17 protein-coding genes and 1 tRNA gene are annotated in these 20,425 nt (G+C 65.1%); 7 read left to right on the forward strand and 11 right to left on the reverse strand.

The genetic code is table 11. The features are described from left to right. Positions 1-62: 62 nt before the first annotated feature. Positions 63-737 (reverse strand): DUF6891 domain-containing protein, encoded by a 675-nt coding sequence (locus tag sphantq_RS10595; RefSeq protein WP_272798474.1) that lies wholly within the window; start codon positions 735-737, stop codon positions 63-65. Positions 738-929: 192 nt separating this feature from the next. Here sphantq_RS10595 and sphantq_RS10600 point away from each other — a divergent pair, with 192 nt between their 5' ends. Further along, a complete protein-coding gene (locus sphantq_RS10600; protein ID WP_066598981.1) occupies positions 930-2,774 on the forward strand; it encodes an ABCB family ABC transporter ATP-binding protein/permease in 1,845 nt (614 codons plus the stop codon). A 3-nt stretch (positions 2,775-2,777) separates the two neighbouring features. Here sphantq_RS10600 and sphantq_RS10605 read toward each other — a convergent pair whose 3' ends face one another. Continuing rightward, the gene (locus sphantq_RS10605) at positions 2,778-3,173 is read right to left on the reverse strand and encodes an acyl-CoA thioesterase (RefSeq protein WP_066598982.1); all 396 of its coding nucleotides are present in this window, start codon (positions 3,171-3,173) and stop codon (positions 2,778-2,780) included. Then, complete coding sequence (locus sphantq_RS10610) at positions 3,173-5,245, reverse strand: S9 family peptidase (RefSeq protein ID WP_272798475.1); 2,073 nt, start codon at positions 5,243-5,245, stop codon at positions 3,173-3,175. The genes sphantq_RS10605 and sphantq_RS10610 overlap by 1 nt, the downstream gene beginning before the upstream one ends. Positions 5,246-5,357: 112 nt before the next feature. Between sphantq_RS10610 and sphantq_RS10615 the strand changes: the two genes are divergently transcribed. Continuing rightward, complete coding sequence (locus sphantq_RS10615) at positions 5,358-7,139, forward strand: aminopeptidase P family protein (RefSeq protein WP_272798476.1); 1,782 nt, start codon at positions 5,358-5,360, stop codon at positions 7,137-7,139. A gap of 3 nt (positions 7,140-7,142) precedes the next feature. Here the strand turns inward: sphantq_RS10615 and sphantq_RS10620 are convergent, their stop codons facing one another. Further along, on the reverse strand, positions 7,143-7,280 hold the full coding sequence (locus tag sphantq_RS10620) for a hypothetical protein (protein WP_165363661.1): 138 nt from the start codon (positions 7,278-7,280) through the stop codon (positions 7,143-7,145). 116 nt (positions 7,281-7,396) lie between these two features. Between sphantq_RS10620 and sphantq_RS10625 the strand changes: the two genes are divergently transcribed. Continuing rightward, positions 7,397-7,471: transfer RNA gene (locus sphantq_RS10625), tRNA-Thr, on the forward strand. 24 nt (positions 7,472-7,495) lie between these two features. On the opposite strand, the gene sphantq_RS10630 is transcribed toward sphantq_RS10625, so the two are convergent. From sphantq_RS10630 to sphantq_RS10645, 4 genes are all read right to left on the reverse strand, one after another. Further along, positions 7,496-7,765 carry a DUF1294 domain-containing protein gene (locus tag sphantq_RS10630; RefSeq protein WP_336314423.1) on the reverse strand — a complete coding sequence of 90 codons (270 nt, stop codon included), beginning with the start codon at positions 7,763-7,765 and terminating at the stop codon, positions 7,496-7,498. Positions 7,766-7,784: 19 nt separating this feature from the next. After that, a complete protein-coding gene (locus sphantq_RS10635) occupies positions 7,785-9,812 on the reverse strand; it encodes a TonB-dependent receptor (RefSeq protein ID WP_066604738.1) in 2,028 nt (675 codons plus the stop codon). Between the two features lie 107 nt (positions 9,813-9,919). Beyond that, positions 9,920-11,320: a porin gene (locus sphantq_RS10640; protein WP_272798477.1), complete on the reverse strand. Its 1,401-nt coding sequence runs from the start codon at positions 11,318-11,320 to the stop codon at positions 9,920-9,922. A 112-nt stretch (positions 11,321-11,432) separates the two neighbouring features. Then, positions 11,433-12,389 carry a PQQ-dependent catabolism-associated beta-propeller protein gene (locus sphantq_RS10645; RefSeq protein WP_272798478.1) on the reverse strand — a complete coding sequence of 319 codons (957 nt, stop codon included), beginning with the start codon at positions 12,387-12,389 and terminating at the stop codon, positions 11,433-11,435. Between the two features lie 143 nt (positions 12,390-12,532). Here sphantq_RS10645 and pedF point away from each other — a divergent pair, with 143 nt between their 5' ends. From pedF to sphantq_RS10665, 4 genes are all read left to right on the forward strand, one after another. Beyond that, positions 12,533-12,961: a cytochrome c-550 PedF gene (gene pedF / locus sphantq_RS10650; protein ID WP_066599000.1), complete on the forward strand. Its 429-nt coding sequence runs from the start codon at positions 12,533-12,535 to the stop codon at positions 12,959-12,961. 5 nt (positions 12,962-12,966) lie between these two features. Further along, complete coding sequence (locus sphantq_RS10655; RefSeq protein WP_272798479.1) at positions 12,967-13,833, forward strand: substrate-binding periplasmic protein; 867 nt, start codon at positions 12,967-12,969, stop codon at positions 13,831-13,833. Between the two features lie 106 nt (positions 13,834-13,939). Beyond that, positions 13,940-15,679 carry a methanol/ethanol family PQQ-dependent dehydrogenase gene (locus sphantq_RS10660; protein WP_066599006.1) on the forward strand — a complete coding sequence of 580 codons (1,740 nt, stop codon included), beginning with the start codon at positions 13,940-13,942 and terminating at the stop codon, positions 15,677-15,679. Between the two features lie 12 nt (positions 15,680-15,691). Beyond that, positions 15,692-16,474, forward strand: coding sequence for a response regulator (locus sphantq_RS10665; RefSeq protein WP_066599009.1), 783 nt, complete (start codon positions 15,692-15,694; stop codon positions 16,472-16,474). Between the two features lie 27 nt (positions 16,475-16,501). On the opposite strand, the gene sphantq_RS10670 is transcribed toward sphantq_RS10665, so the two are convergent. The 3 genes from sphantq_RS10670 to sphantq_RS10680 form a co-directional block, all read right to left on the reverse strand. Continuing rightward, positions 16,502-18,724, reverse strand: a complete 2,223-nt coding sequence (locus sphantq_RS10670) for a hybrid sensor histidine kinase/response regulator (protein ID WP_272798480.1) — start codon at positions 18,722-18,724, stop codon at positions 16,502-16,504. Continuing rightward, the gene (locus tag sphantq_RS10675; protein WP_066599016.1) at positions 18,721-19,863 is read right to left on the reverse strand and encodes an FIST N-terminal domain-containing protein; all 1,143 of its coding nucleotides are present in this window, start codon (positions 19,861-19,863) and stop codon (positions 18,721-18,723) included. The genes sphantq_RS10670 and sphantq_RS10675 overlap by 4 nt, the downstream gene beginning before the upstream one ends. Before the next feature lie 72 nt (positions 19,864-19,935). Continuing rightward, positions 19,936-20,340 (reverse strand): DUF779 domain-containing protein, encoded by a 405-nt coding sequence (locus sphantq_RS10680; protein WP_272798481.1) that lies wholly within the window; start codon positions 20,338-20,340, stop codon positions 19,936-19,938. Between the last annotated feature and the right edge of the window lie 85 nt (positions 20,341-20,425).

The following is a 20,425-nucleotide window of genomic DNA, read 5'->3' on the forward strand; positions in this document are numbered from 1 at the left end:
CCCAAAAAGCCCGACAACGGTGTGAACTTCGCCCTATGACCCATATGTGCCGCCGCGGCGCGCTACCCCTCCAGCACGCGCACGCTGCGCCGCTTCTTCCAGTCCAGCGATACGCTGATCCGCTGCTCCAGCCGGCCGTCCCATGTGGTGCTCAGCCCCTGCGCCTCCAACGCGGCGACGATGCGATGGCCCATGGCGACCGCGGCCTCCTCGCCCTGTTCGCACGCGCCATAGTTCAGATAGAGGCCATGGCCTTCCACCGCGGACTCGGTGTCCTGCATGTGGAAAAAGGCATAGCCTTCCACCGCCACGCCCTCATCCTGCGCCGCCTCGATCTCATCCCAGATCTCGGTCGCGCCGCATGTGCCGCAGCAGGTGAAATTCTGCCGTGCGACCACGCCCTGTTCCTCCAGCGCGGAAAACGCGGCGTCCAGCCGGTCGCAATCGGTCGTCTCGGACCAGGCCTGTTCGGCGGCGCGATGCTCGGCCAGCGCCACGCGCAACGCCGCCGACGCTTCGACGCGCAGCAGCGGCCGGGGCAGTTCCTCCTCGAACATGTCGTTCGCATTGGTCAATATCGCGTCATCGTCGAAAAAGCCGCCCGCGACGTCGCGCCGCACCAAGTCGCGCAACGCGGCGACCGGGTCGTAACTGGCCTCCAATGTCGGCTGCGGCGCTTTGCGTTCCGGGCGATCGGCTTTGTTTCCGAAAATCCGATTCCATAATGACCCGAACATGCGCCTGCCTTGCCTCCTGCGATGCGCCTCGACCGGCCCATCATGCCCCGCGTTGTCGCAAAGGAAAAGGGGGCAGGCGTCGCTTTGTGCCGACAGCGCGTCCTTCCGCCACGGCGCGGGCGCGATCGGCGCTGCTCCGATGGCTGGATCATCCCATTGGATTGCCGCGCCAAAGCGACTACATAGCGGCCAATGCCCCCCGATACCGCTTCTTCCGCGCCGATCCCGCCCGTCTGGGCGACCTTGCGCCGCTTCCTCCCCTATCTCTGGCCTGCGGACTCCGCCGCGCTGCGCCGCCGGGTCGCCCTCGCCATGGGGCTGGTGCTGCTGGCGAAGGCCGTCAGCCTCGCCATGCCCTTCGCCTACAAGGCCGCGATCGACCGGATGGCGCCGGGGCTGGAGCCGGCTGTCGGCCTCGCCATGGCGCTGGTCGCGGTCTATGCCGGTGCGCGTTTCGGCAGCGTGCTGTTCGACAATCTGCGCAACGCCGTTTTCGAAAAGGTCGGGCAGGAAGCCGGGCGGCGGCTGGCCGACGACGTGTTCGTCCATCTCCATCGCCTGTCTTTGCGCTTCCATCTCGACCGCCGCACTGGCGCCGTCACCAAGATCGTGGAGCGCGGGACCAAGAGCATCGACACGATGCTCTATTTCCTGCTGTTCAATATCGCCCCGACCGTGCTGGAGCTGGTCGCGGTCTGCGCCATCTTCTTCGTCAAGTTCGGCCCCGGCCTGGTCATCGCGACGCTCGTCATGGTGGCGCTCTATATCGGCTTCACCCGCACCGTCACCGAATGGCGCAACCAGTTGCGCCGCGACATGGTGGATATGGACACCAATGCCGTCGCCCATGCCGTCGACAGCCTGCTGAATTTCGAGACGGTCAAATATTTCGGCGCTGAACAGCGCGAAGCGACCCGCTACGGCACGGCGATGCGCCGCTATGCCCAGGCGGCGGTGAAGAGCGAAAACAGCCTGGCCTGGCTCAATATCGGCCAGTCGCTCATCACCAACCTGATGATGGCAGGGGCCATGGCCTATACCGTCTGGGGCTGGAGCAAGGGGCAGTTCACCACCGGCGACGTGGTGCTGGTCAATACGCTGCTGTCCCAGCTGTTCCGCCCGCTCGACCTGCTCGGCATGGTCTATCGCACCATCCGCCAGGGGCTGATCGACATGGAGGCGATGTACAAGCTGATCGACACGCCGCAGGAAATCGCCGACGTCCCCGGCGCGGCTATGCTTGATGCCCATGGCGGCGCCGTGCGCTTCGACCATGTCCGCTTCGGCTACGACCCGGAACGCGAAATCCTGCACGATGTCAGCTTTACCGTCCCGGCTGGCAAGACGCTGGCGATCGTCGGCCCGTCCGGCGCAGGCAAGTCCACCATCGCCCGCATCCTGTTCCGCTTCTACGATATCCAGAGCGGTCAGGTGTCGATCGACGGGCAGGACATAGCGGGGGTCACGCAACAGTCGCTACGCGCCGCGATCGGCATCGTGCCGCAGGACATGGTGCTGTTCAACGACACGGTCGGCTATAATATCGGCTATGGCCGCGAAGGGGCGACCCAGGAAGAGATAGAGGCCGCGGCGAAGGCGGCATCGATCCACGACTTCATCCTCAGCTTGGCGCGCGGCTATGACACCCGCGTCGGCGAACGCGGCCTCAAATTGTCGGGCGGCGAAAAACAGCGCGTCGCAATCGCCCGCACCTTGCTCAAAGACCCGCCGGTGCTGGTGCTGGACGAAGCGACCAGCGCGCTCGACAGCCGCACCGAAACGGAAATCCAGACCGTGCTGCGCGACATCAGCCGCAAACGCACGACTTTGGTGGTGGCGCATCGCCTGTCGACCGTGGTCGACGCGGACGAGATCATCGTGCTCGACAAGGGCGTCATCGTCGAACGCGGCCGCCATGCCGATCTGGTTCGCTCAGACGGCCTCTACGCTCTGATGTGGAACCGCCAGGCGGCGGAGCGGGAGCAGATGCCAAGCGAGCCGGGCATCGGGGATATGTTCGAAGTGGTGACGCCCTGAGGCTTAATCCACGAAGTTCGTGGCCACCTCTGCGGGTACGCGCAAGATACGGCCCGTCGCCTTGTCGATGATCGCCCAGGTGGATTTGGCGGCGACCTTGACCTTGCCGTCCTCCCCGGTGAATTCGATCATCCGGTCGAACCGCGCCCCGCGTGGCGGCTCTGGAATCCAGGTGCGGGCCGTCACCGTCTGGCCTTGCGTCACATTGCCGCGATAGTCGATCTCATGCCGGGTCACGACCCAGATATAGGCGTCGATATGGGCGGGATCGGCATCCCGTTCCCAATGCTCGACCGACACCTGCTCCATCCACTGCACCCACACCGCATTGTTCACATGGCCCAGCACATCGATATGTTCTGGCAGGGCGGTGAAGGTCTTGGTGAAAGATGCGGCCACTATCCCTCCACCTTCAGTTGCCACAGGATGAAGGCGAACTCTTCCGCCGTTTCATGCAGGCTTTCGAACCGCCCTGACTTGCCGCCATGGCCCGCGCCCATGTTGGTCTTGAGCAGCAGGATATTATCGTCGGTCTTGGTCGCGCGCAGCTTCGCCACCCATTTGGCCGGCTCCCAATAGGTCACGCGCGGATCGTTCAGCCCCGCCGTCACCATCAGCGGCGGATAGGCCTGCGCGCTGACATGGGTATAGGGATCATAGGACCGGATCGTGTGAAACGCGGCCTCATCCTCGATCGGATTGCCCCATTCGGGCCATTCGCCCGGCGTTAAGGGAAGCGTTTCGTCCAGCATGGTGTTGAGCACGTCGACGAACGGCACATGCGCCACCACCGCGCCCCACAGGTCGGGATCGCTATTGACCACCGCGCCCATCAACTCGCCGCCGGCCGACCCGCCCGAAATGCTGATCCGGCCCTTGGATGTATAGCCCAGGTCAATCAAGCCCTTCGCCACATCCACGAAATCGGTGAAGGTGTTGACCCGCTTGTCCAGCTTCCCATCCAGATACCATTGTTGGCCCAGGTCGTCGCCGCCGCGGATATGCGCCAGCGCAAAGGCGAAGCCGCGATCGAGCAGCGACAGCCGGCTGGTGGAAAAGCCTGGCTCCATCGCCAGCCCATAGGCGCCATAGCCATAAAGATGCAGCGGCGCGCTGCCGTCGCGGGGCATGTCGGCGGGGTAGACGATCGACACCGGGATCTGCGTGCCATCCCGCGCCGCGATCATCAGCCGTTCGGTCGCGTAGTGGCTCGCATCATAGCCCGACGGGATTTCCTGCATCTTGAGGACATCCAGCACCCCGGTCGCCAAATCATAATCGTAGATGGTGTCGGGCGTGACCATCGATTCATAGCCGATGCGCAGCTTCGTGACGTCATATTCAGGATTGTCGTCCAGCGACGCCGAATAGCTGGCTTCGGGGAAGGGGATGCGCTTGGGCGCGTGCGTCGCATAATCGCGCAGCTCGATCTGGTCCAGTCCGTCCTGCCGCCCTTCGGTGACGTAGAACCCTTTGAACAGGGTGAAATCCGTCAGGTAGAAATGATCGTCGGGCGCAATCACTTCCGCCCACTGGTCGGGCGCTGCCAGCGTCGCCTTCACCAGCCGGAAATTGGGATGGCTGTCATTGGTCCTGATGTAGAGCGTGCCCTCATGCTCATCGACATCATATTCGCGGCCGGGCTTGCGCGCCGCGACCAGTAGGGGCTTGGCAGTGGGATCACCCGACGGGATCAGCCAGGCTTCGCTTGTCACATGATCGCCGGTCGCGATGACGATCCACTTTTCCGAGGAGGTCAGACCGATCGAGACGCGGAATCCCTCGTCATGCTCGTGGAACAGCTCGACGTCGCTTGCGACATCCTGGCCCAGCCAGTGCAGCCGGGCATTATCGGTCCGCCAATTTTCGTTGGCCAGGCCGTAGAGCAGCCCCTTGCTGTCCGCGGTCCACACCAGCGAGGATAGCGTGTCGGGGATCACTTCGGGCAGGATCTCGCCTGAAAACAGATCCTTGATCCGCGCCTCGAACCGTTCGGACCCGTTAGTGTCGATCGCATAGGCGAGGTAGCGGCCATCCGGGCTGACCGACATCGCGCCCAGCCGGAAATAGTCATGCCCCTCCGCCAACGCAGGTTCGTCCAGTATCAATTCATCGTCACCGCCAACAACGGGCTTACGATACCATTTGCGATATTGCGCGCCGGTTTCGAAGGCGCGCCAATAAATATAGTCGCCATCCTTCTGCGGCACCGACTGGTCGTCTTCCTTGATGCGACCCTTCATTTCCGCAAACAACGTGTCGATCAACGGCTTGTGTGGCGCTATCGCTCCGTCGAACCAGCCGTTCTCCGCTTCCAGATAGGCCAGCACTTGCCTGTCCTGAACATCGGGGTAATTCGGATCGCGCAGCCATGCGTAAGGATCGTCCACCGTGACGCCATGATGCGTGAAACTATGCGCGCGGCGCTCGGCTACGGGCGGCAGGGAAGGAGGCTGCATTTGATCGGTCATTAACTATCCATGGTCCAGACGGGGTCATGCGCTGGAATAAGCGCGCGTACCCCTCTATGTTGTCGGCATGATGGCCGATGCAAGAGGCCCGACATGATCCAAGGGAATAGTGATGTCCAGTTATGAAGACCGCCTGAAGGCCCTGCGCGCGCAACTGGTGCGCCAGACGCTGGATGGTTTCGTGGTGCCGCTGACCGACGAGCATATGAGCGAATATGTTGGCGCCTATGCGCAGCGGCTCGCCTGGCTGACCGGGTTCCAGGGGTCGGCGGGCAGCGCCGTGGTGTTGCCGGAAGAGGCCGCGATCTTCGTCGATGGCCGCTACACGCTGCAAGTGCGCGAGCAGGTTGACGGCGCCCATTGGCAATATGAAAGCGTGCCGCAGACCTCGATCGCCGCCTGGCTCAAGGATCATGCCGGGCAGGGCGCGCGGATCGGCTACGACCCCTGGCTCCACACCCGCGCCTGGGTCAGCCAGGCGACGCAGGCGCTGGCGGAGAAGGGCGCGGAACTGGTCGCGGTCGATACCAACCCGGTCGACGCCATCTGGCCCGATCGCCCGGCCCGCAGCGACGCCAAGCTGGTCGTGCATGACGATCGCTTCGCCGGCCAGTCGGCCGCGGAAAAACGCGCCGCCATGGCGGACTGGCTGGTATCGAAAAAGGCCGATGCGGTGGTGCTGTCGGCGCTCGATTCGATCGCCTGGACCTTCAACATCCGGGGCAAGGACGTGGAGCGCACGCCTGTTGCGCTCGCCTATGCCATCGTCCATGCCGATGCTACCGCCGATCTCTATGTCGCGCCGGAAAAAATGGACGACGCGGTCGTCCAGCATCTGGGCAATGCGGTGCGTGTCAGGGACGGTGCGAACTTCGCCGCCGCGCTTCATGATTTCGCCGGAAAGACCGTTATCGCCGACCCTGAACGGGCGGTCGCGGCGATCTTCACCGGGCTGGATCAGGGCGGCGCGAGCGTCCTGTCGCTGCGCGATCCCGCCGTGCTGGCCAAGGCGATCAAGAACGCCACCGAAATCGCCGGGCACAGGGCGGCGCAGGCCCGCGACGGAGCGGCCCTCAGCCGCTTTCTCCACTGGGTCGCTGTTGAAGCCCCCAAGGGCGGCCTGACCGAACTCTCCGCCTCCGATCGTCTGGAGGCGTTCCGCAAGGACACCGGCCTGCTGGAGGATTTGTCTTTCGATACGATCAGCGGCGCCGGGCCTAACGGCGCGGTCGTCCACTACCGCGCCGAGGAAAAGACTAATCGCCCGATCGAGACGGGCAGCCTCTATCTGGTCGATTCGGGCGGACAGTATCGCGACGGCACCACCGACGTGACCCGCACCCTGGCTATCGGCACGCCTACGCAAGAAATGCGACATCGTTTCACGCTGGTCCTCAAAGGGCATATCGCGCTCGCCCGCGCGGTCTTTCCCAACGGGACGCGCGGCGGCCAACTCGACGCGCTGGCGCGGCAGTATCTCTGGGCCGAGGGGCTGGATTACGCCCATGGCACCGGCCATGGCGTCGGCAGCTTCCTGTCGGTGCATGAAGGGCCGCAGCGCATCGCCACCTTCGGCGGCGGGGACGAGCCGTTGCAGGCGGGCATGATCCTGTCCAACGAGCCGGGCTATTACAAGACCGGCGAATATGGCATCCGCATCGAAAATCTGGTGCTGGTCGAGGATCGCGCGGTGCCGGGCGCGGAAAAGGACATGCTCGGCTTCGAGACGCTGACCTTCGCTCCGATCGACCGCGCCCTCATCTCCATCGACCTGCTGAGCAGCGAGGAGCGCGCCTGGGTCGACGCCTATCATGCCGCGGTGCTGGACTTGGTCGGCCCGCAACTGGAGGGCGACGCGCTCGCCTGGCTGAAGGCCGCCTGCGCGCCGCTCTAAGCATCAGTCCTTGGGGTCTTCGGCGGGAGGCGGCGTTGCGCCCTCCCGCGAAGCCTCGCGCGTCTGGGCCTTGCGCCGGCGCAGATTGTCGCGCAGCGCCTGCGCCAGCCTCGTCTTTTTCTCGTCCTGCGTTTCAGCCATGCCATGGGCTTAAGCAAAATGCGTACTCGGCCGCAACCCGCCTTGACATCGGGCCGGGGGGCGGCCATAGGCCCGGCCTCCGAAGCGCGAACAGCGCTTCGGAACAGAAATAGAGTGCTGCCGTAGCTCAGTGGTAGAGCGCATCCTTGGTAAGGCTGAGGTCGTGAGTTCAATCCTCACCGGCAGCACCATTTCTCCCTCAAACATCTGAAACGTCATATTATAGCCCAGGCGACGATCGCCATCGCCTGCGCCGCGACGATCAGCCATAGCAGGGTCGAGAAGGGCTGTTTGCGCGTCTTGTGGCGAAAATACTGCCGACCGGCCAGCGCGCCTGCCGATCCGCCGGCCAGCGCCCACAGTAGCAGAGTGCGTTCGGACAAGCGGCGCAACCCCAGCCGGGCGCGCCGCTTGTCCATGCCAAAGAGGGCGAAGGCGATCAGGTTCGCCAGCAGCAAAGCCGTCAGCAACGGGGCCGTCGGCAACAGGATCGTCCCAATCGCGTCAGCGCCCAAAGCTGACGCCGATCCACAGCGTACGCGGCGTCCCCAGATCCATCGATCCACCGGCATTGCGGGTCACGATCGTCTCGTCGAACAGATTCTCGCCCCGCGCCACCAGGCTGAGGCCATGGCCGATCGGCAGGCGCGCGATCGCGTCCAGCGTCAGCGCATCGGGCAGGACGTCGCTTTGCAGGTCGTCCTCATATTGTTTGGCGACATAGCGCAACGTGGTTGACAGGGTGGGGCCGGAGGCGGGGCTGTAGGCGACCGTGGCGCTGGCCGCATGGCGCGGGCTCTGCGCCGGGGTGAAGCCGTTAAACGCCGCGCCGGGCGCACGGACCATGCTGTGGTTATAGGCGTAGGAGGCCGACAGACGGATGTCGCCCAGCGCCGCCGCCGCGGTCAGTTCGACGCCCTTGGCGACGATGCGATCGACATTCTGGCGCTTGCGTGTGTTCGCTATCAATGGATTGGTGACATTGGCGATCGCGTCGTCCAGCCGATTGTAGAAGGCGGTGGCGGACAGGGTGAGGCCGGTCAGCGGGGTCAGGTCGATGCCGGCTTCCACGCCCTTCAGCTTTTCGGGGGTCAGCGCGGCATTGGCCTGGGTCGTGATCGGGAAGACCACGAACGGTCGGTAGAGTTCGTTGAGCGTCGGCAGGCGGAAGCCGCTATAGGCCGCGGTCCGCAGCGCTACGGCGTCGCTGGCGCGATAGAGCGCGCCGACCCGGCCGGACACTTCCCAGTCCGATCGGTTGGCATAATCGCTGCCTGTCGCGGCGCCGGTGGTCGCACTGACCTGATGGTAGAAGCCGTTGCGTATCGACCAGCGATCGCCCCGCACGCCGCCGGTCAGGATCAGCTTGCCTCCAAGGCCTTCTGGCGTCCAGTCATCCTCGACAAAAGCGCCGGTCGTCCACTGGTCGCCACCGGCATGGCGACGGAATGTCGTCGCGCCGCTCATGGCGTTATAGGCGTCCTCATACATGTCGCCGGTGGCGAAGCGCGTATCGACCCCCAGTCGCAGCACATGATCCGGGCCGACCGGCGGCCGGATCTCGATTTTGCCGCCGATGCCGGTGGACGGCGTGTTGCGCTGGTCCAGCGACTTGCGGAAGGTCGATGAGGACATGACTATGTTGGAGAAGTTGCGCGCCTGGACATAGGCCAGCGCATCGACCTGCCACGCGCCGCGGTTGATGTAGCGGATGCTGGCGTCCTGCCCCTGGCTCATGCTGTCGGCTCCGGCGAAGCGCAGCGTGCGGTTATCCTCGAACAGAGTGGCGCGGAATTGCAGTTCCGACGTGGCGGAAATCGGCGCGACCGCGCGCAAATTGGTGGACCAGCCGTCATAGGCGGCCGGCACGGTGGCGGCGACGCGCTGGTCCTTGGGCGTAGTGTGGAAGCCGTCGCCCCTGTCCCAGCGGCCCGACAGCGAAACATAGCCGCCGCCCAGATCCTGGGTCAGACCAGCAGAGACTTCGGTCGAATCGCGGCTGCCGTAAAAGGCGCTGGCGGAAAAATCGGGCAGTTGCGCGCGCGTCGCGCTGGCCAGTTCGATCGTCCCGGCCACCGCGCCTGCGCCGAACGCGCCGATACCGCCGCCGCGGGTGACGCGCACGACGGACAGCCGTTCCGGCGCCAGCGCGCTGAACGGGATATAGCCGAAGAACGGATCAGCGATCGGCACGCCATCGAGCAGCATCAGCGTCCGGCTCGACGCATTGCCCCCCAGCGCGCGCAGGGTCGCGCCCTGGTTGGAGGGATTGGACGATCGGCTATCGGACCGGCGGAATTGCTGGAAGCCCGCGACATCGCCCAGCACGCTTTCTATCCGCCCCGATGCGCTGTCGAGCAGCCGCTGCCGGTCGATCACCACCGATCCATAGGCCGGGGTGCCGGGCGGCAGGTCCAGCCCCGCGCCGGTGACGATGATCTGCGACGCCTCCCCCGGCGCATCGTCGGGCGCCTGGGCGAAAGCCAGCGTCGGTACGGACAATAAGATTGCAGGCAATATGACAGTTTTCATGGCGATCCCCTCGACGCCCCTCTCCTTATTTTCCATGCCTTTTGCAAACGGAAAGGGGCCGCATCCTTGTAGGATGCAGCCCCCGCCCCGTGACATTGTTCCTTTGGTCAGAAGAAGAGGATCGCGCCTGCTGCAATGGCGCTGGACGTGGCTTCGTTGCCGTTATGCGCCTGCGAATTGCTGCGCACATATTCGCCCAGCAGCGTCACCCAACTGTTGAGGCCGTAGCGGACCTGACCGACCCAACTGCTATTCTTGTCGACCAGCGTCGGGTTGGCCAGCGCATCGGCGATAGTGGCATAGTCGAGATTGCTTTCGCCATAGCTGCCGCCGACCGAGAATTTGCCGAACGTGGCCAGCCCCTGCAGGTAAAAGCCGTGGCTGTCGCGCTTGTTGCCCAGGCCATCGGTGTCGAACAGGTTGAGCGCGGTGGTGCCAAGGCCCGATGCGTCATAATAGGTGCCGACCACCGTGACCGGCCCGAACGTCACCTTCGCGCCTGCGTCCCAGCCCCAGCCGGTATAGTCCGGCCCTGCATCGACATTATGCTTCTGCGTCACGCCCGACACCCACAGTCGGGTGCCGACATCGCCGAACTTGCCGTCATAGACGAATTTCGCCTGGAAGCCCGGCTGCTTGTTAGTCTCGGCCGGCCCCGTCAGCGAGGACAAGGGTTCGAATATGCCCACACTGGCGGTGAAGCCGCTGAAACTGGGCGTGGTATAGGTGATCTGCGGCTGGAAGTCGGTGTAGATATAGCCGGTGCCGATACGACCGAGCGTCGTGTTGGACGGGGCGACATTGCCCGCCGGTGTGCCCGACGACAGCAGGGTGATGTCGTTGAGGATCGATTCGGACTGGAACAGGCCGATGTCGCGGCCGATCTTGACTTCGCCAAAGCCGGCGCGACCAAAGGTCAGATAGGTCTGGCGAAAGTCGATGCCCGCGGTTTGCAGCGCGCGGGGATTGCCGGCGCTGTTGGCGCCGCCGCCCGCCGCATAATTGACCGAGTTGATGCCCGGATACATGCCGAAATGGGCGCCCACGTCCCATCCCTCCAGGCTGGTGGAGGCTTCCACTTTCAGGAAGCCGGGGAGCAGGCCGTTGCGCACGGCCGATGTGCTGCCGCCCACGGTGGCGACCCCGCCCGTGACCGCCGTCGTCGCGCTTGGCGTGTCGCCATTGTCATGGACGTAGAAGCCGTTGACCGAGCCGGAGAATTTCAGCGTCACGTCGCCGATCTGGAGGCCGACGCCGCTGTCGGTCATGCGCACATAGCCCGCCCCCCCGGATGCGTCGGGGGTCACCGCCGGGGCAGGGGCCGCGGCGGTCTGCGCCGCTTCGGCGGTCTGACCCTTCGCCAACTCCTGATATTCATCATCGGTCAGGATGCCCTTTTCGTGCAGCCGCTTCAGCAGATCCGCGGTGGTTCCGGCCATGGCCGGCGCCGCGGTGGCGGCGAGCATCAATGCTCCAGCCGCGCTCATCAGGCGCAACGTCCCCTTCATTATCATCCTCCCTGTATATCGCCGGCTTGTGTCCGGTTGGGGCGAAGAGTGGGACGGATGAGGGAACCGAGAAATTGGACTTAGGTTCTCGTTCCTTCGGACAGGATGCGAATCAGGGCGCGGCGACGATGCCCCACGGCGCAGCACCGACGGCGATGGTCTGCGTCACTGCGCCCTTGGCCAGGTCGATCACGGAGACATTGTCCGAAAGACCATTGGCGGCATAGGCGCGCGTCCCGTCGGCGCTGATCGCCACATGCCAGACGCGCTTGCCGACCGCCAGATAGGCCCGCACCTTGCGGGCCGCGACATCGACCAGCGCGACATGATCGGCCCGGCCCAGCGCGATGACGGCGGTCCTGCCATCGGGCGTGAAGCGGATGCCGCAGGGCAGGATGCGATGGTCGGGGATGCCGGGAATAGCGAAGCGCAGCGTCTCGGCCACTTGCCGGCTGGCGGTGTCGATGATCTGCACCGTCCCGCCGACTTCCGCCGCGACCCATAGCTGCGCGCCGTCTCCGGTGAATTCGACATGGCGGGGCCGCTGGTCCGTCGGCGTCTCGGCGACCATTGTCTTGGCTTTGATGTCGATCCAGTTGACGACATTATCCTCCTCGGATGTGACCACGACCCATTGGCCGTCCGGGCTTTGCGCCACCCCCTCCGGCTCGCCGCCGACATCGACCTGGAAGGCGACGGTGCGGCTGGCGAGGTCGATCGCGGTCAGCGCGGCGTCATCCTCATTGGCGACGAACAGGGTCGCGCCGTCGCGCGACAGGAAAAACTGTTCCGGATCCTGCCCGGACGGCAGTTCCGCCACCACCTTGCCGCTCGCCCGGTCGATCACCTGCACCGCATGGTCCAGGCTGGCGCAAAGATAGAGATATTTGCCGTCCTTCGACACGGTGATGCCGCGCGGCCGGCCGCCCACCGGCCAGGTCGCCCTCACCGCGCCCGACGCGGCGTCGATCACGCTGACGCTGTCGCCGCGCTCGTTGGAGACATAGAGGGTTTCGGCCTGCGCGACGGCAGGCACTAATATCAACCCTGCCATGATGATGCGCTTCATACCCGCCTCCTGCCCCTAATCTTCTTCCAACGGTCTATCCACAGCCCGCTCGCTACGGGATTGTACCAATGGCCAATGGGGACGCGGCCCGCCCTTGCCTACACTGGCGGCCATCAGGGGAAAACCGACCGGGTGAGGATATAATGAAGATATTGGGTAGGGTCGCATTGCTGGGCGCCATCGCTACGCTGGGCATGACTGCGACAAGTGCATTGCTGGCGCATGGCGACGTGACGCCGCAGGCGGTCGATACGTCCGCGCTGCCGGAAATCGGCGAAACCTGGCTTGAGAAAAATCCCTATAGCGGCAACGCCAAGGCGATCGAGATCGGCCAGTCCGCCTATGGCCAGAATTGCGCGCGCTGCCATGGGCTGGACGCGGAAAGCGGCGGCATCGCGCCGGACCTGCGCTATCTGGAAGCGGGCGAGTCGGGCGACCAGTGGTTCGCCGAACGCTACCGCCACGGCTCCAGCCATGACGGCAAGGTCTATATGCCGCCCTTCGGCGACGTATTGGGGCAAAAGGCCGGCTGGGCGATCCGCGCCTGGCTCGAAACCAAGCACGAAGGCTGATCCCGATGCTCAGCCGTCGCGCATGGATGGGCGGGGCAGGGGCGGCGCTGGCGCTGGGCCTGTTGCCGGGTCGCAGCGACGCCGCACCGCTGGCAAAGGTCAAGGCGCTCGGCACGCTGCGGGTGGTCGTCTACAAGGATAACCGACCCTGGTCGTGGGAGGAAAGCGGCAAGCTCGTCGGGCTCGACGTCGATCTGGCGCAGGCGATCGCCGTAAAGCTCGGCGTGCGCGCCGACGTGGCGGAACTCGTGGCGGACGAAAGCGCCGACGACGATCTGCGCAACGGCGTATGGAAGGGCGGCCTGCTGGGCTTCATGCCGGGCGACGTCATGCTGCATGTCCCCTTCGACCGCACCTTCGCCGCCCGCAACGATCAGGTCGCGATCGTCGCGCCCTATTATCGCGAAAGTTTCGCGCTGGCCGGCCTGGGCGGCGCGGTGCCGCTGGAAGGGATGCCGACCGAATGGCGCGGGCGCCGGCTGGCGGCCGAACTGGACAGCATCCCCGATTTCTATCTGATCGGCAGCTTCGGCGGGATATTGACCAAGGATGTGGCCCATTATCCGACCGGGTCGGCGGCTGTGGATGCGGTGACCGGCGGCAGGGCCGACGCCGTAATCGCCAGCCGCGCCCAGATCGAGGAGGGGCTGCACCGTGCGGGCGAGCGCGCCAGTCGGATCTCGCTGCGCAAGGGTCCATTGCCCGCCTTCACCTCGCCCGGCTGGGACATCGGCATGGCGGTGAAGGAAAATAGCCGCACGCTGGGCGATGCGGTCGAGGAAATCACCACCGCCATGGCGGCCAGCGGCGAGATGAAGGCGCTGTTCGCGCGCTATGGCGTCACCTGGACCCCGGCGAACGCCGCGGGGTGAAGGCCGGCCATGTCCGACCAAAGGTCCAATTGCCGCTCTGTCTGGGCGGCATAGTCTGCACATAAACGGGGGGCGTAGAGCGCCCGTTCAACAAGGGAGGATGGTTATGAAGGGACCGATCATGCGGGCGCTGTCGGGCGTTGCTGCGATGACGCTGGCGATTGGCGCCGCGCCGCTATGGGCCGAAGGGCCGACCGATGCGGATCTGATGAACGATGCCAAATCGACGGGCGACGTGCTGACCTATGGCATGGGGCCGCAGGCGCATCGCTTCAGCACCCTGAACGCCATCAACAGCGGCAATGTGTCGAAGATGGTGCCTGCCTTCGCCGCCTCGCTGGGCGGCGAAAAGCAGCGCGGCCAGGAAGCGCAGCCGATCGTCTATGACGGCACCATCTATGTGACGGGCAGCTATTCGCGCCTGTTCGCCTTCGATGCGCGCACTGGCGAGGAAAAATGGCAATATGACGCCCGCCTGCCCGACGGCATCATGCCGTGCTGCGACGTCGTCAACCGCGGCGCCGCCATCCATGGCGACAAGATCATCTTCGCGACGCTCGATGCGCGGCTGGTGGCGCTCAACCGTATCACCGGCAAGGTGATCTGGAACAAGCAGATCGCTGATTACAAGGAAGGCTACAGCGCCACCGCCGCGCCTCTGATCGTCAAGGGCATGGTCATCACCGGCAATTCGGGCGGCGAGTTCGGCGTCGTCGGCGCGGTGGAAGCCCGCGACGTGAACACGGGCGAGCTGATCTGGCATCGTCCCGTGATCGAAGGCCATATGGGCACGCTCAAGGGCAAGGATAACGGCATCACCGGCAAGCTCAACGCGACCTGGCAGGGCGATTTGTGGAAGAGCGGCGGCGGCGCGACCTGGCTCGGCGGCACCTACGACCCCGAAACCAACCTGCTCTTCTTCGGCACCGGCAACCCCGCGCCCTGGAACAGCCATCTGCGCCCCGGCGACAATCTCTACACCGCCTCCACGCTGGCGATCGACCCGGAAACCGGCGTCATCAAATGGCATTATCAGACCACCCCGCATGACGGCTGGGATTTCGATGGGGTGAATGAATTCATCCCCTTCGACGCCACCATCAACGGCAAGCCGATGAAGCTGGGCGCGAAGGCCGACCGCAACGGCTATTTCTTCGTGCTCGACCGCACCAACGGCAAGTTCATCAGCGCCAACAAGTTCGTCATGCAGACGACCTGGGCCAATGGCTTCAACAAGGCCGGCAAGCCCAACGTCATCCCCGAAGGCCGTCCGCCCGCGCCCGGCGAGGGCAAGGGCAAGCCGGTCTTCGCCTCGCCCAGCTTCCTGGGCGGCAAGAACTGGATGCCGATGGCTTACAGCCAGGATACCGGCCTGTTCTACATTCCGTCCAACGACTGGGGCATGGACATCTGGAACGAACCGATCGCCTACAAGAAGGGCGCGGCCTATCTGGGCGCGGGCTTCACCATCAAGTCGATCGCGGAGGATCATATCGGCGCGCTGCGGGCGATGGACCCCAAGACCGGCAAGATCATGTGGGAATATAAGAACAAGGCGCCTTTGTGGGGCGGCGTTCTGACGACCGGCGGCAACCTCGTCTTCACGGGCACGCCCGAAGGTTTCCTCAAAGCGTTCGACGCCAAGACCGGCCAGGAATTGTGGAAGTTCCAGACCGGGTCGGGCGTGGTCGGATCGCCCGTCACCTGGGAACAGGATGGCGAACAATATGTGGCGGTGATGTCCGGCTGGGGCGGCGCGGTGCCGCTGTGGGGCGGCGAAGTCGCCAAGTCGTTCAAGGACATCAATCAGGGCGGCGCCCTTTGGGTGTTCAAGCTGCCTAAATAAGGAACCAGGCAAATGATCGTCATGGGACGTGGACATTATGCGCAATCGGCCCCGGCCATCCCGCCCGGCGCATTGCGGCTTGCCACGTCCCATGATGTGTCCGATCATCAGCGGCAGGGGCAGGATATGGGGCATTATATGGGCGGGGAAGCGGTCATGGAACGGGTGTTGATCATCGACGATCACCCGCTGGTGCGCGATGGGTTGCGCAGCGTGATCGCGATCAGTTTCGACAATATCGAGATTTTCGAGGCGGCGGGCCTCGAAGAGGCGGTCGCAACGCTGGAAAAGCAGGAAAATTTCGACCTGATCCTGCTCGATTTGAACATACCCGACGTGCGGCGTCTGGATGGCTTGAAACTTCTGCGCGATCGCTTTCCGATCCTGCCGGTGGTGATGGTGTCGGGCGCATTCGACCGGCCGATCGTGCAGGAGGCGCTGGCCGCCGGCGCCGCCGGCTTCATCCCCAAGTCGTTGAAGCGCAGCGCGATCGTGGAGGCGCTGCATCGCGTCGTGTCGGGCGAAATCTACCTGCCCGACACCATGGGGGAGGCCGCTGCGCCGTCAGCGGAGGAGGACGATATCGCCCGCCGCATCGACAGCCTGACGCCGCAGCAGAAGACGGTGCTGGGCCATCTTGTCAACGGCCGCTTGAACAAGCAGATCGCCCATGATCTCAACGTGTCGATGACCACGATCAAGGCGCATGTGTCGGCGATCTTGCAGAAACTGGGTGTATTGAGCCGCACCCAGGCGGTGATCAAGGCCAATCGGGTGCATTTCGGCGCCGATTGAGTCGCGGCCATCCTGCCTGCGAACCTGCTATTTCAACATGGTCCGCAGCAGAGCGCGCAACTGGGCGGGCTTGACCGGCTTGTTGAGCAGCGGGATGCCATGCGCATCGAGCCGCGCTTTCAACTCCTTGCCGCGATCGGCGGAAATCATCACGGCGGGAACCGGCATCGCGAAATGGTCGCGCAACCGGTCGAGCGCGACGTCGCCCGTCTCGCCCTCGTTCAGATGATAGTCGATCAGGATGATGTCCGGCGCGCTGTCGGCCGTGAACAGGCCGGTCGCTTCGGCAAAGCCGCCCGCCGCCAGCACGGTGCAGCCCCAGCCGCCCAGCAGCGTGCGCATCCCCGTCTGGATCGCCCGTTCATTATCGATGACCAGCACGTTGAGTCCGCGCATGGAGCGGTCGCGCCCGATCATCTCCGGTTCGTTGTCCAGGTCCGCCACCGGCTCGCCGGTCGGCAGATCGATCGCGAAGGTCGATCCGCGGCCGGGCGCGGACTCCAGCGTCACGCGATGGCCCAGCATGTCGCTCGCCCGCTTGACGATGGCCAGGCCCAGCCCCTTGCCGCTGGTGCGGGTGTCGAGCCGGCGAAATTCCTCAAACACCAGCGCCTGCTTGTCGGCCGCGATGCCGGGGCCGCTATCGGTCACGCTGACGCGGATGGCCCGTTCGCCGACCAAACAATCGAGCCGCACCGATCCCTGTTGCGTATAGCGCAGCGCGTTGGACAGGAAATTCTGCAGGATGCGCCGCACCAGCCTGATATCGGACCGGACCCAGAGCGGCTCGCTCGCCATGTCCAGCACCAAGCCCGATGCGCGCGCGACGGGCGCGAATTCCACCCGCAACGTGCCCAGCAGCGTATCGAGCCGGAAGTCGCCAATCTCCGGCTGGATCGCGCCGGCGTCGAGCCGGCTGATCTCCAGCAGCGCCTCCAGCAGATCCTCGACCGAATCGAGCGCGGTCGATGTCTGGTTGACCAGCGCGCGGGTCGGCAGCGCCAGCCGCCGGTCGCCCAGCGCCGCGACGAACAGGCGCGCGGCGTTCAACGGCTGTAACAGGTCGTGGCTGGCGGCGGCCAGAAAGCTGGTCTTGGACAGGTTCGCCTTCTCCGCCGCCGTCTTGGCGTCGCGCAACTGCGCCTCGATCTCGCGCCGTTCGGCGACTTCGGCGCGCAGTTCGGCGGTGCGCTCGGCGACGCGGCGCTCCAGCGTCTCGGCTGTTTCCTGAAGGCCCGCCTGCGCGCGCAGCATGACGGTGACGTCGGTGAAGCCGATGACCTGTCCCCCGCGCTCCAGCGCCGTGCTGCGGACTTCGAAATGACGATCCCCGGCTGCGACCAGCGCATGGCGCGCCGCGCCTGGCTGGTCCCCCCGCCAGTCAAGGCACCCTCCGTCCGCCATGCCCAGCCGATCGCGGCACCAGTCAAGCAGCGCGCCATGGCTGGCCCCTTCCTGCGCCCAGTCGTCGGGCAGGTCGAGCACATGCTGCAACGCCTCGTTCCAGGCGGCGACCCGTCCCTGCGCATCGAACAGGCACACGCCTTCGGACAGATTGTCGAGCGTCGATTGCAGCACCAGATTGCGTTCGGCCAGTTCCAGCGCGCGGTTGCGGGCATCCTCCGCCTTCACTTCGGTAATATCGGTATAGATACCGACGATCCCGCCCTCGCTGGTGCGCAATTCGTTGATCTGGACCCAGCGGTCGTCGGCCAGCGCCTGGACATGGCCGCCATCGGCAACGCTGTGACGCGCCAGCCGGTCGGACACCCAGCGGTCGGGCGCGACCACCGATCCGGGGGGGCGGTGGTGCGCCGCGGCCAGCCGCGCGACATCCTCGAACGACATGCCTTCGTGCAACTGGTCGGCGATTTCGGGCCAGAAGCCCAGATAGGCGTCGTTGAACAGGACCAGCCGGTCTTCCGCATCGAACAGCACGAAGCCTTCGTTGATCGAATCGATCGCGTCGCGCAGCCGCACCTGCGCCGCTTCGGCGCTGGCATGGGCCTGGGCCAGGTCGGCATTGGCGGTGGCAAGCCTGCCCAGCGCGTCTTCCAGCTCGGTCGTCCGCTCGCGCACCATCGCTTCCAGCGTGATCGCGGTTTCGAACATCGAAAAGGCGTTGCCGGCCATGTCGCTGGACCGTTCCACCCGATCGATCAGCGCGGCGTTGATCTTGCGCAACTTGCGATTGTCTTCGCGCAGTTGAGCCAGTTCCGCCTCGGTCGAAGGAAGGATCGTTTCCGTCATCGCCCGATCGCCAGCCCGCTGAACGTCTGGTTGACGTGCAGCGCATGATATTGCTCGCCATAGGTGTTGAAACCGATCACCCGATGGCGGCCATAAAGTTCGGACACGGCGCGGCCGATCTGCCGCTGTTCCGCGTCGATGCGGTTGAGCACGCAATCAAAGGCGATGATCCGGTCGACCTGGCCGACATGGGCGCCGATGTCGGCGAACATCGTCTCCATCCCCGCGATCCGGTCGATCGGCTCGCCCACGGTCAGCACGATCCCTTCGTCGATCGCGCAATAGAAGGTCAGGCTGCCGTCCGGGTTGGCGCTCTGGATCGACCGGACATGATAGTCGCCGCCTGCGCGCACCATCGGCGGATGGGCTGCGTAAAAGGCCAGGCCCAGCGCTTCGCCGGCATGGCCCGCCAGCCGCAGATATTCCTGCGCGGCCGGTTCCGCGTTGATCTCGGTCACGATCCGGTCCTGCGGGATCGCGCCGGTCACGACCATCTTCGCCGCGCCGGGACGATAATGCTGCGCCTTGAACACATGGATCGGGCGCGGCGTGGACAGGATCGCGATCACCGCCGCGCGCTTGTGAAACCGCCCGCCCTCAAAAATGGCGGTTTCGCGGAACGCCAGCCCGTCGCCCGACGATCCACCGATCAGCGGGATGTCGCCCAGCGCATCCTGGATCGTCATCGTCAGCAATTCTTCGCGGTGCGACAGGCCATCGACCAGGAACAGCGCGACGTGGTTGACCGCCTCGCCCAGCCGCCGGCTGTCCCGATCGGCGATGGCGGCGAGCGACCGGATCGCCTCGCGCGCGGCAACGGGATCGAACGCATCGATATCGTCGAAAATATGGGATGTCAGGTGAAAGGCGTCGGCGGGAAAGCCGATCACGCTCAGGCTGTCCTCGTCATAGCCCGCCTCGGTCAGTTCACCCGAACTGGTGCAGCCGATCGCGACAACATGTTCGCTATGGCGGTTGACCGCGCGGGCCAGCGCATCGCGGTCGAAGCGGTGCGAGCAGAACAGCAGCATCCCGGCCAGCGGCGCGTCGCCCAATTGCCGCGCGACGTCCGCCATCGCCGTCGCCGGATCGGGCGAATGGCTCGACGCGAAACCGATTTCCGACGCCAGCATGGTCATGTTCCTCTCCCCCATGGCCTCCCCCTTTTCCGGGGGTTATGCACCGCGTCGCGTCCCAATGTCACGCCCGTCCTATGCCGTGACCGCATCGCCCCTGGCCGGATCGCCCGCCGCTTCCAGCAGCGCATTTTCCGCGTCGTCGAATATCCGCGACCGCACGATGAAGCGGACGCCTTCGGGGCTTTCCAGTGACATGCCCGCGCCGCGTCCCGGCACGACGTCGATGGTTACCTGGGTATGGCGCCAATAGTCGAACTGCGCCGCCCCGATCCACACCGCTATGTCGCCCGCGACATGGCCCAGAAGCACGTCCTGCCCGCCGACCTTGAATTCGCCGCGCGGGAAGCACATCGGCGCGGACCCGTCACAGCATCCGCCCGACTGGTGGAACATCAGCGGCCCGTGCTTGTGCGTCAGGCTGTGCATCAGCGCCTGCGCCTCTGGCGTCGCCAATATGCGTGGGGGCAGCCCGGTCATGATCATGCTCCTGAAAAACGACGATGCGGCGGGCATCAGGGAAAGAATGCCCGCCGCCGTCAAAGGCCTTATGGAGAGGAATCCG

This window comes from Sphingobium sp. AntQ-1 (assembly GCF_028538045.1).
GTDB lineage: Bacteria > Pseudomonadota > Alphaproteobacteria > Sphingomonadales > Sphingomonadaceae > Sphingobium > Sphingobium cupriresistens.

Coding starts and splice junctions, on each gene's coding strand:
- sphantq_RS10655 (WP_272798479.1), top strand. CDS start 12,967: ATGCTCAGCCGTCGCGCATGGATGGGCGGGGCAGGGGCGGCGCTGGCG.
- sphantq_RS10660 (WP_066599006.1), top strand. CDS start 13,940: ATGAAGGGACCGATCATGCGGGCGCTGTCGGGCGTTGCTGCGATGACG.
- sphantq_RS10645 (WP_272798478.1), bottom strand. CDS start 12,389: ATGAAGCGCATCATCATGGCAGGGTTGATATTAGTGCCTGCCGTCGCG.
- sphantq_RS10595 (WP_272798474.1), bottom strand. CDS start 737: ATGTTCGGGTCATTATGGAATCGGATTTTCGGAAACAAAGCCGATCGC.
- sphantq_RS10635 (WP_066604738.1), bottom strand. CDS start 9,812: ATGAAAACTGTCATATTGCCTGCAATCTTATTGTCCGTACCGACGCTG.
- sphantq_RS10615 (WP_272798476.1), top strand. CDS start 5,358: ATGTCCAGTTATGAAGACCGCCTGAAGGCCCTGCGCGCGCAACTGGTG.
- sphantq_RS10665 (WP_066599009.1), top strand. CDS start 15,692: ATGATCGTCATGGGACGTGGACATTATGCGCAATCGGCCCCGGCCATC.
- sphantq_RS10640 (WP_272798477.1), bottom strand. CDS start 11,320: ATGAAGGGGACGTTGCGCCTGATGAGCGCGGCTGGAGCATTGATGCTC.
- sphantq_RS10620 (WP_165363661.1), bottom strand. CDS start 7,280: ATGGCTGAAACGCAGGACGAGAAAAAGACGAGGCTGGCGCAGGCGCTG.
- sphantq_RS10600 (WP_066598981.1), top strand. CDS start 930: ATGCCCCCCGATACCGCTTCTTCCGCGCCGATCCCGCCCGTCTGGGCG.
- sphantq_RS10680 (WP_272798481.1), bottom strand. CDS start 20,340: ATGACCGGGCTGCCCCCACGCATATTGGCGACGCCAGAGGCGCAGGCG.
- sphantq_RS10670 (WP_272798480.1), bottom strand. CDS start 18,724: ATGACGGAAACGATCCTTCCTTCGACCGAGGCGGAACTGGCTCAACTG.
- sphantq_RS10675 (WP_066599016.1), bottom strand. CDS start 19,863: ATGACCATGCTGGCGTCGGAAATCGGTTTCGCGTCGAGCCATTCGCCC.
- sphantq_RS10610 (WP_272798475.1), bottom strand. CDS start 5,245: ATGACCGATCAAATGCAGCCTCCTTCCCTGCCGCCCGTAGCCGAGCGC.
- pedF (WP_066599000.1), top strand. CDS start 12,533: ATGAAGATATTGGGTAGGGTCGCATTGCTGGGCGCCATCGCTACGCTG.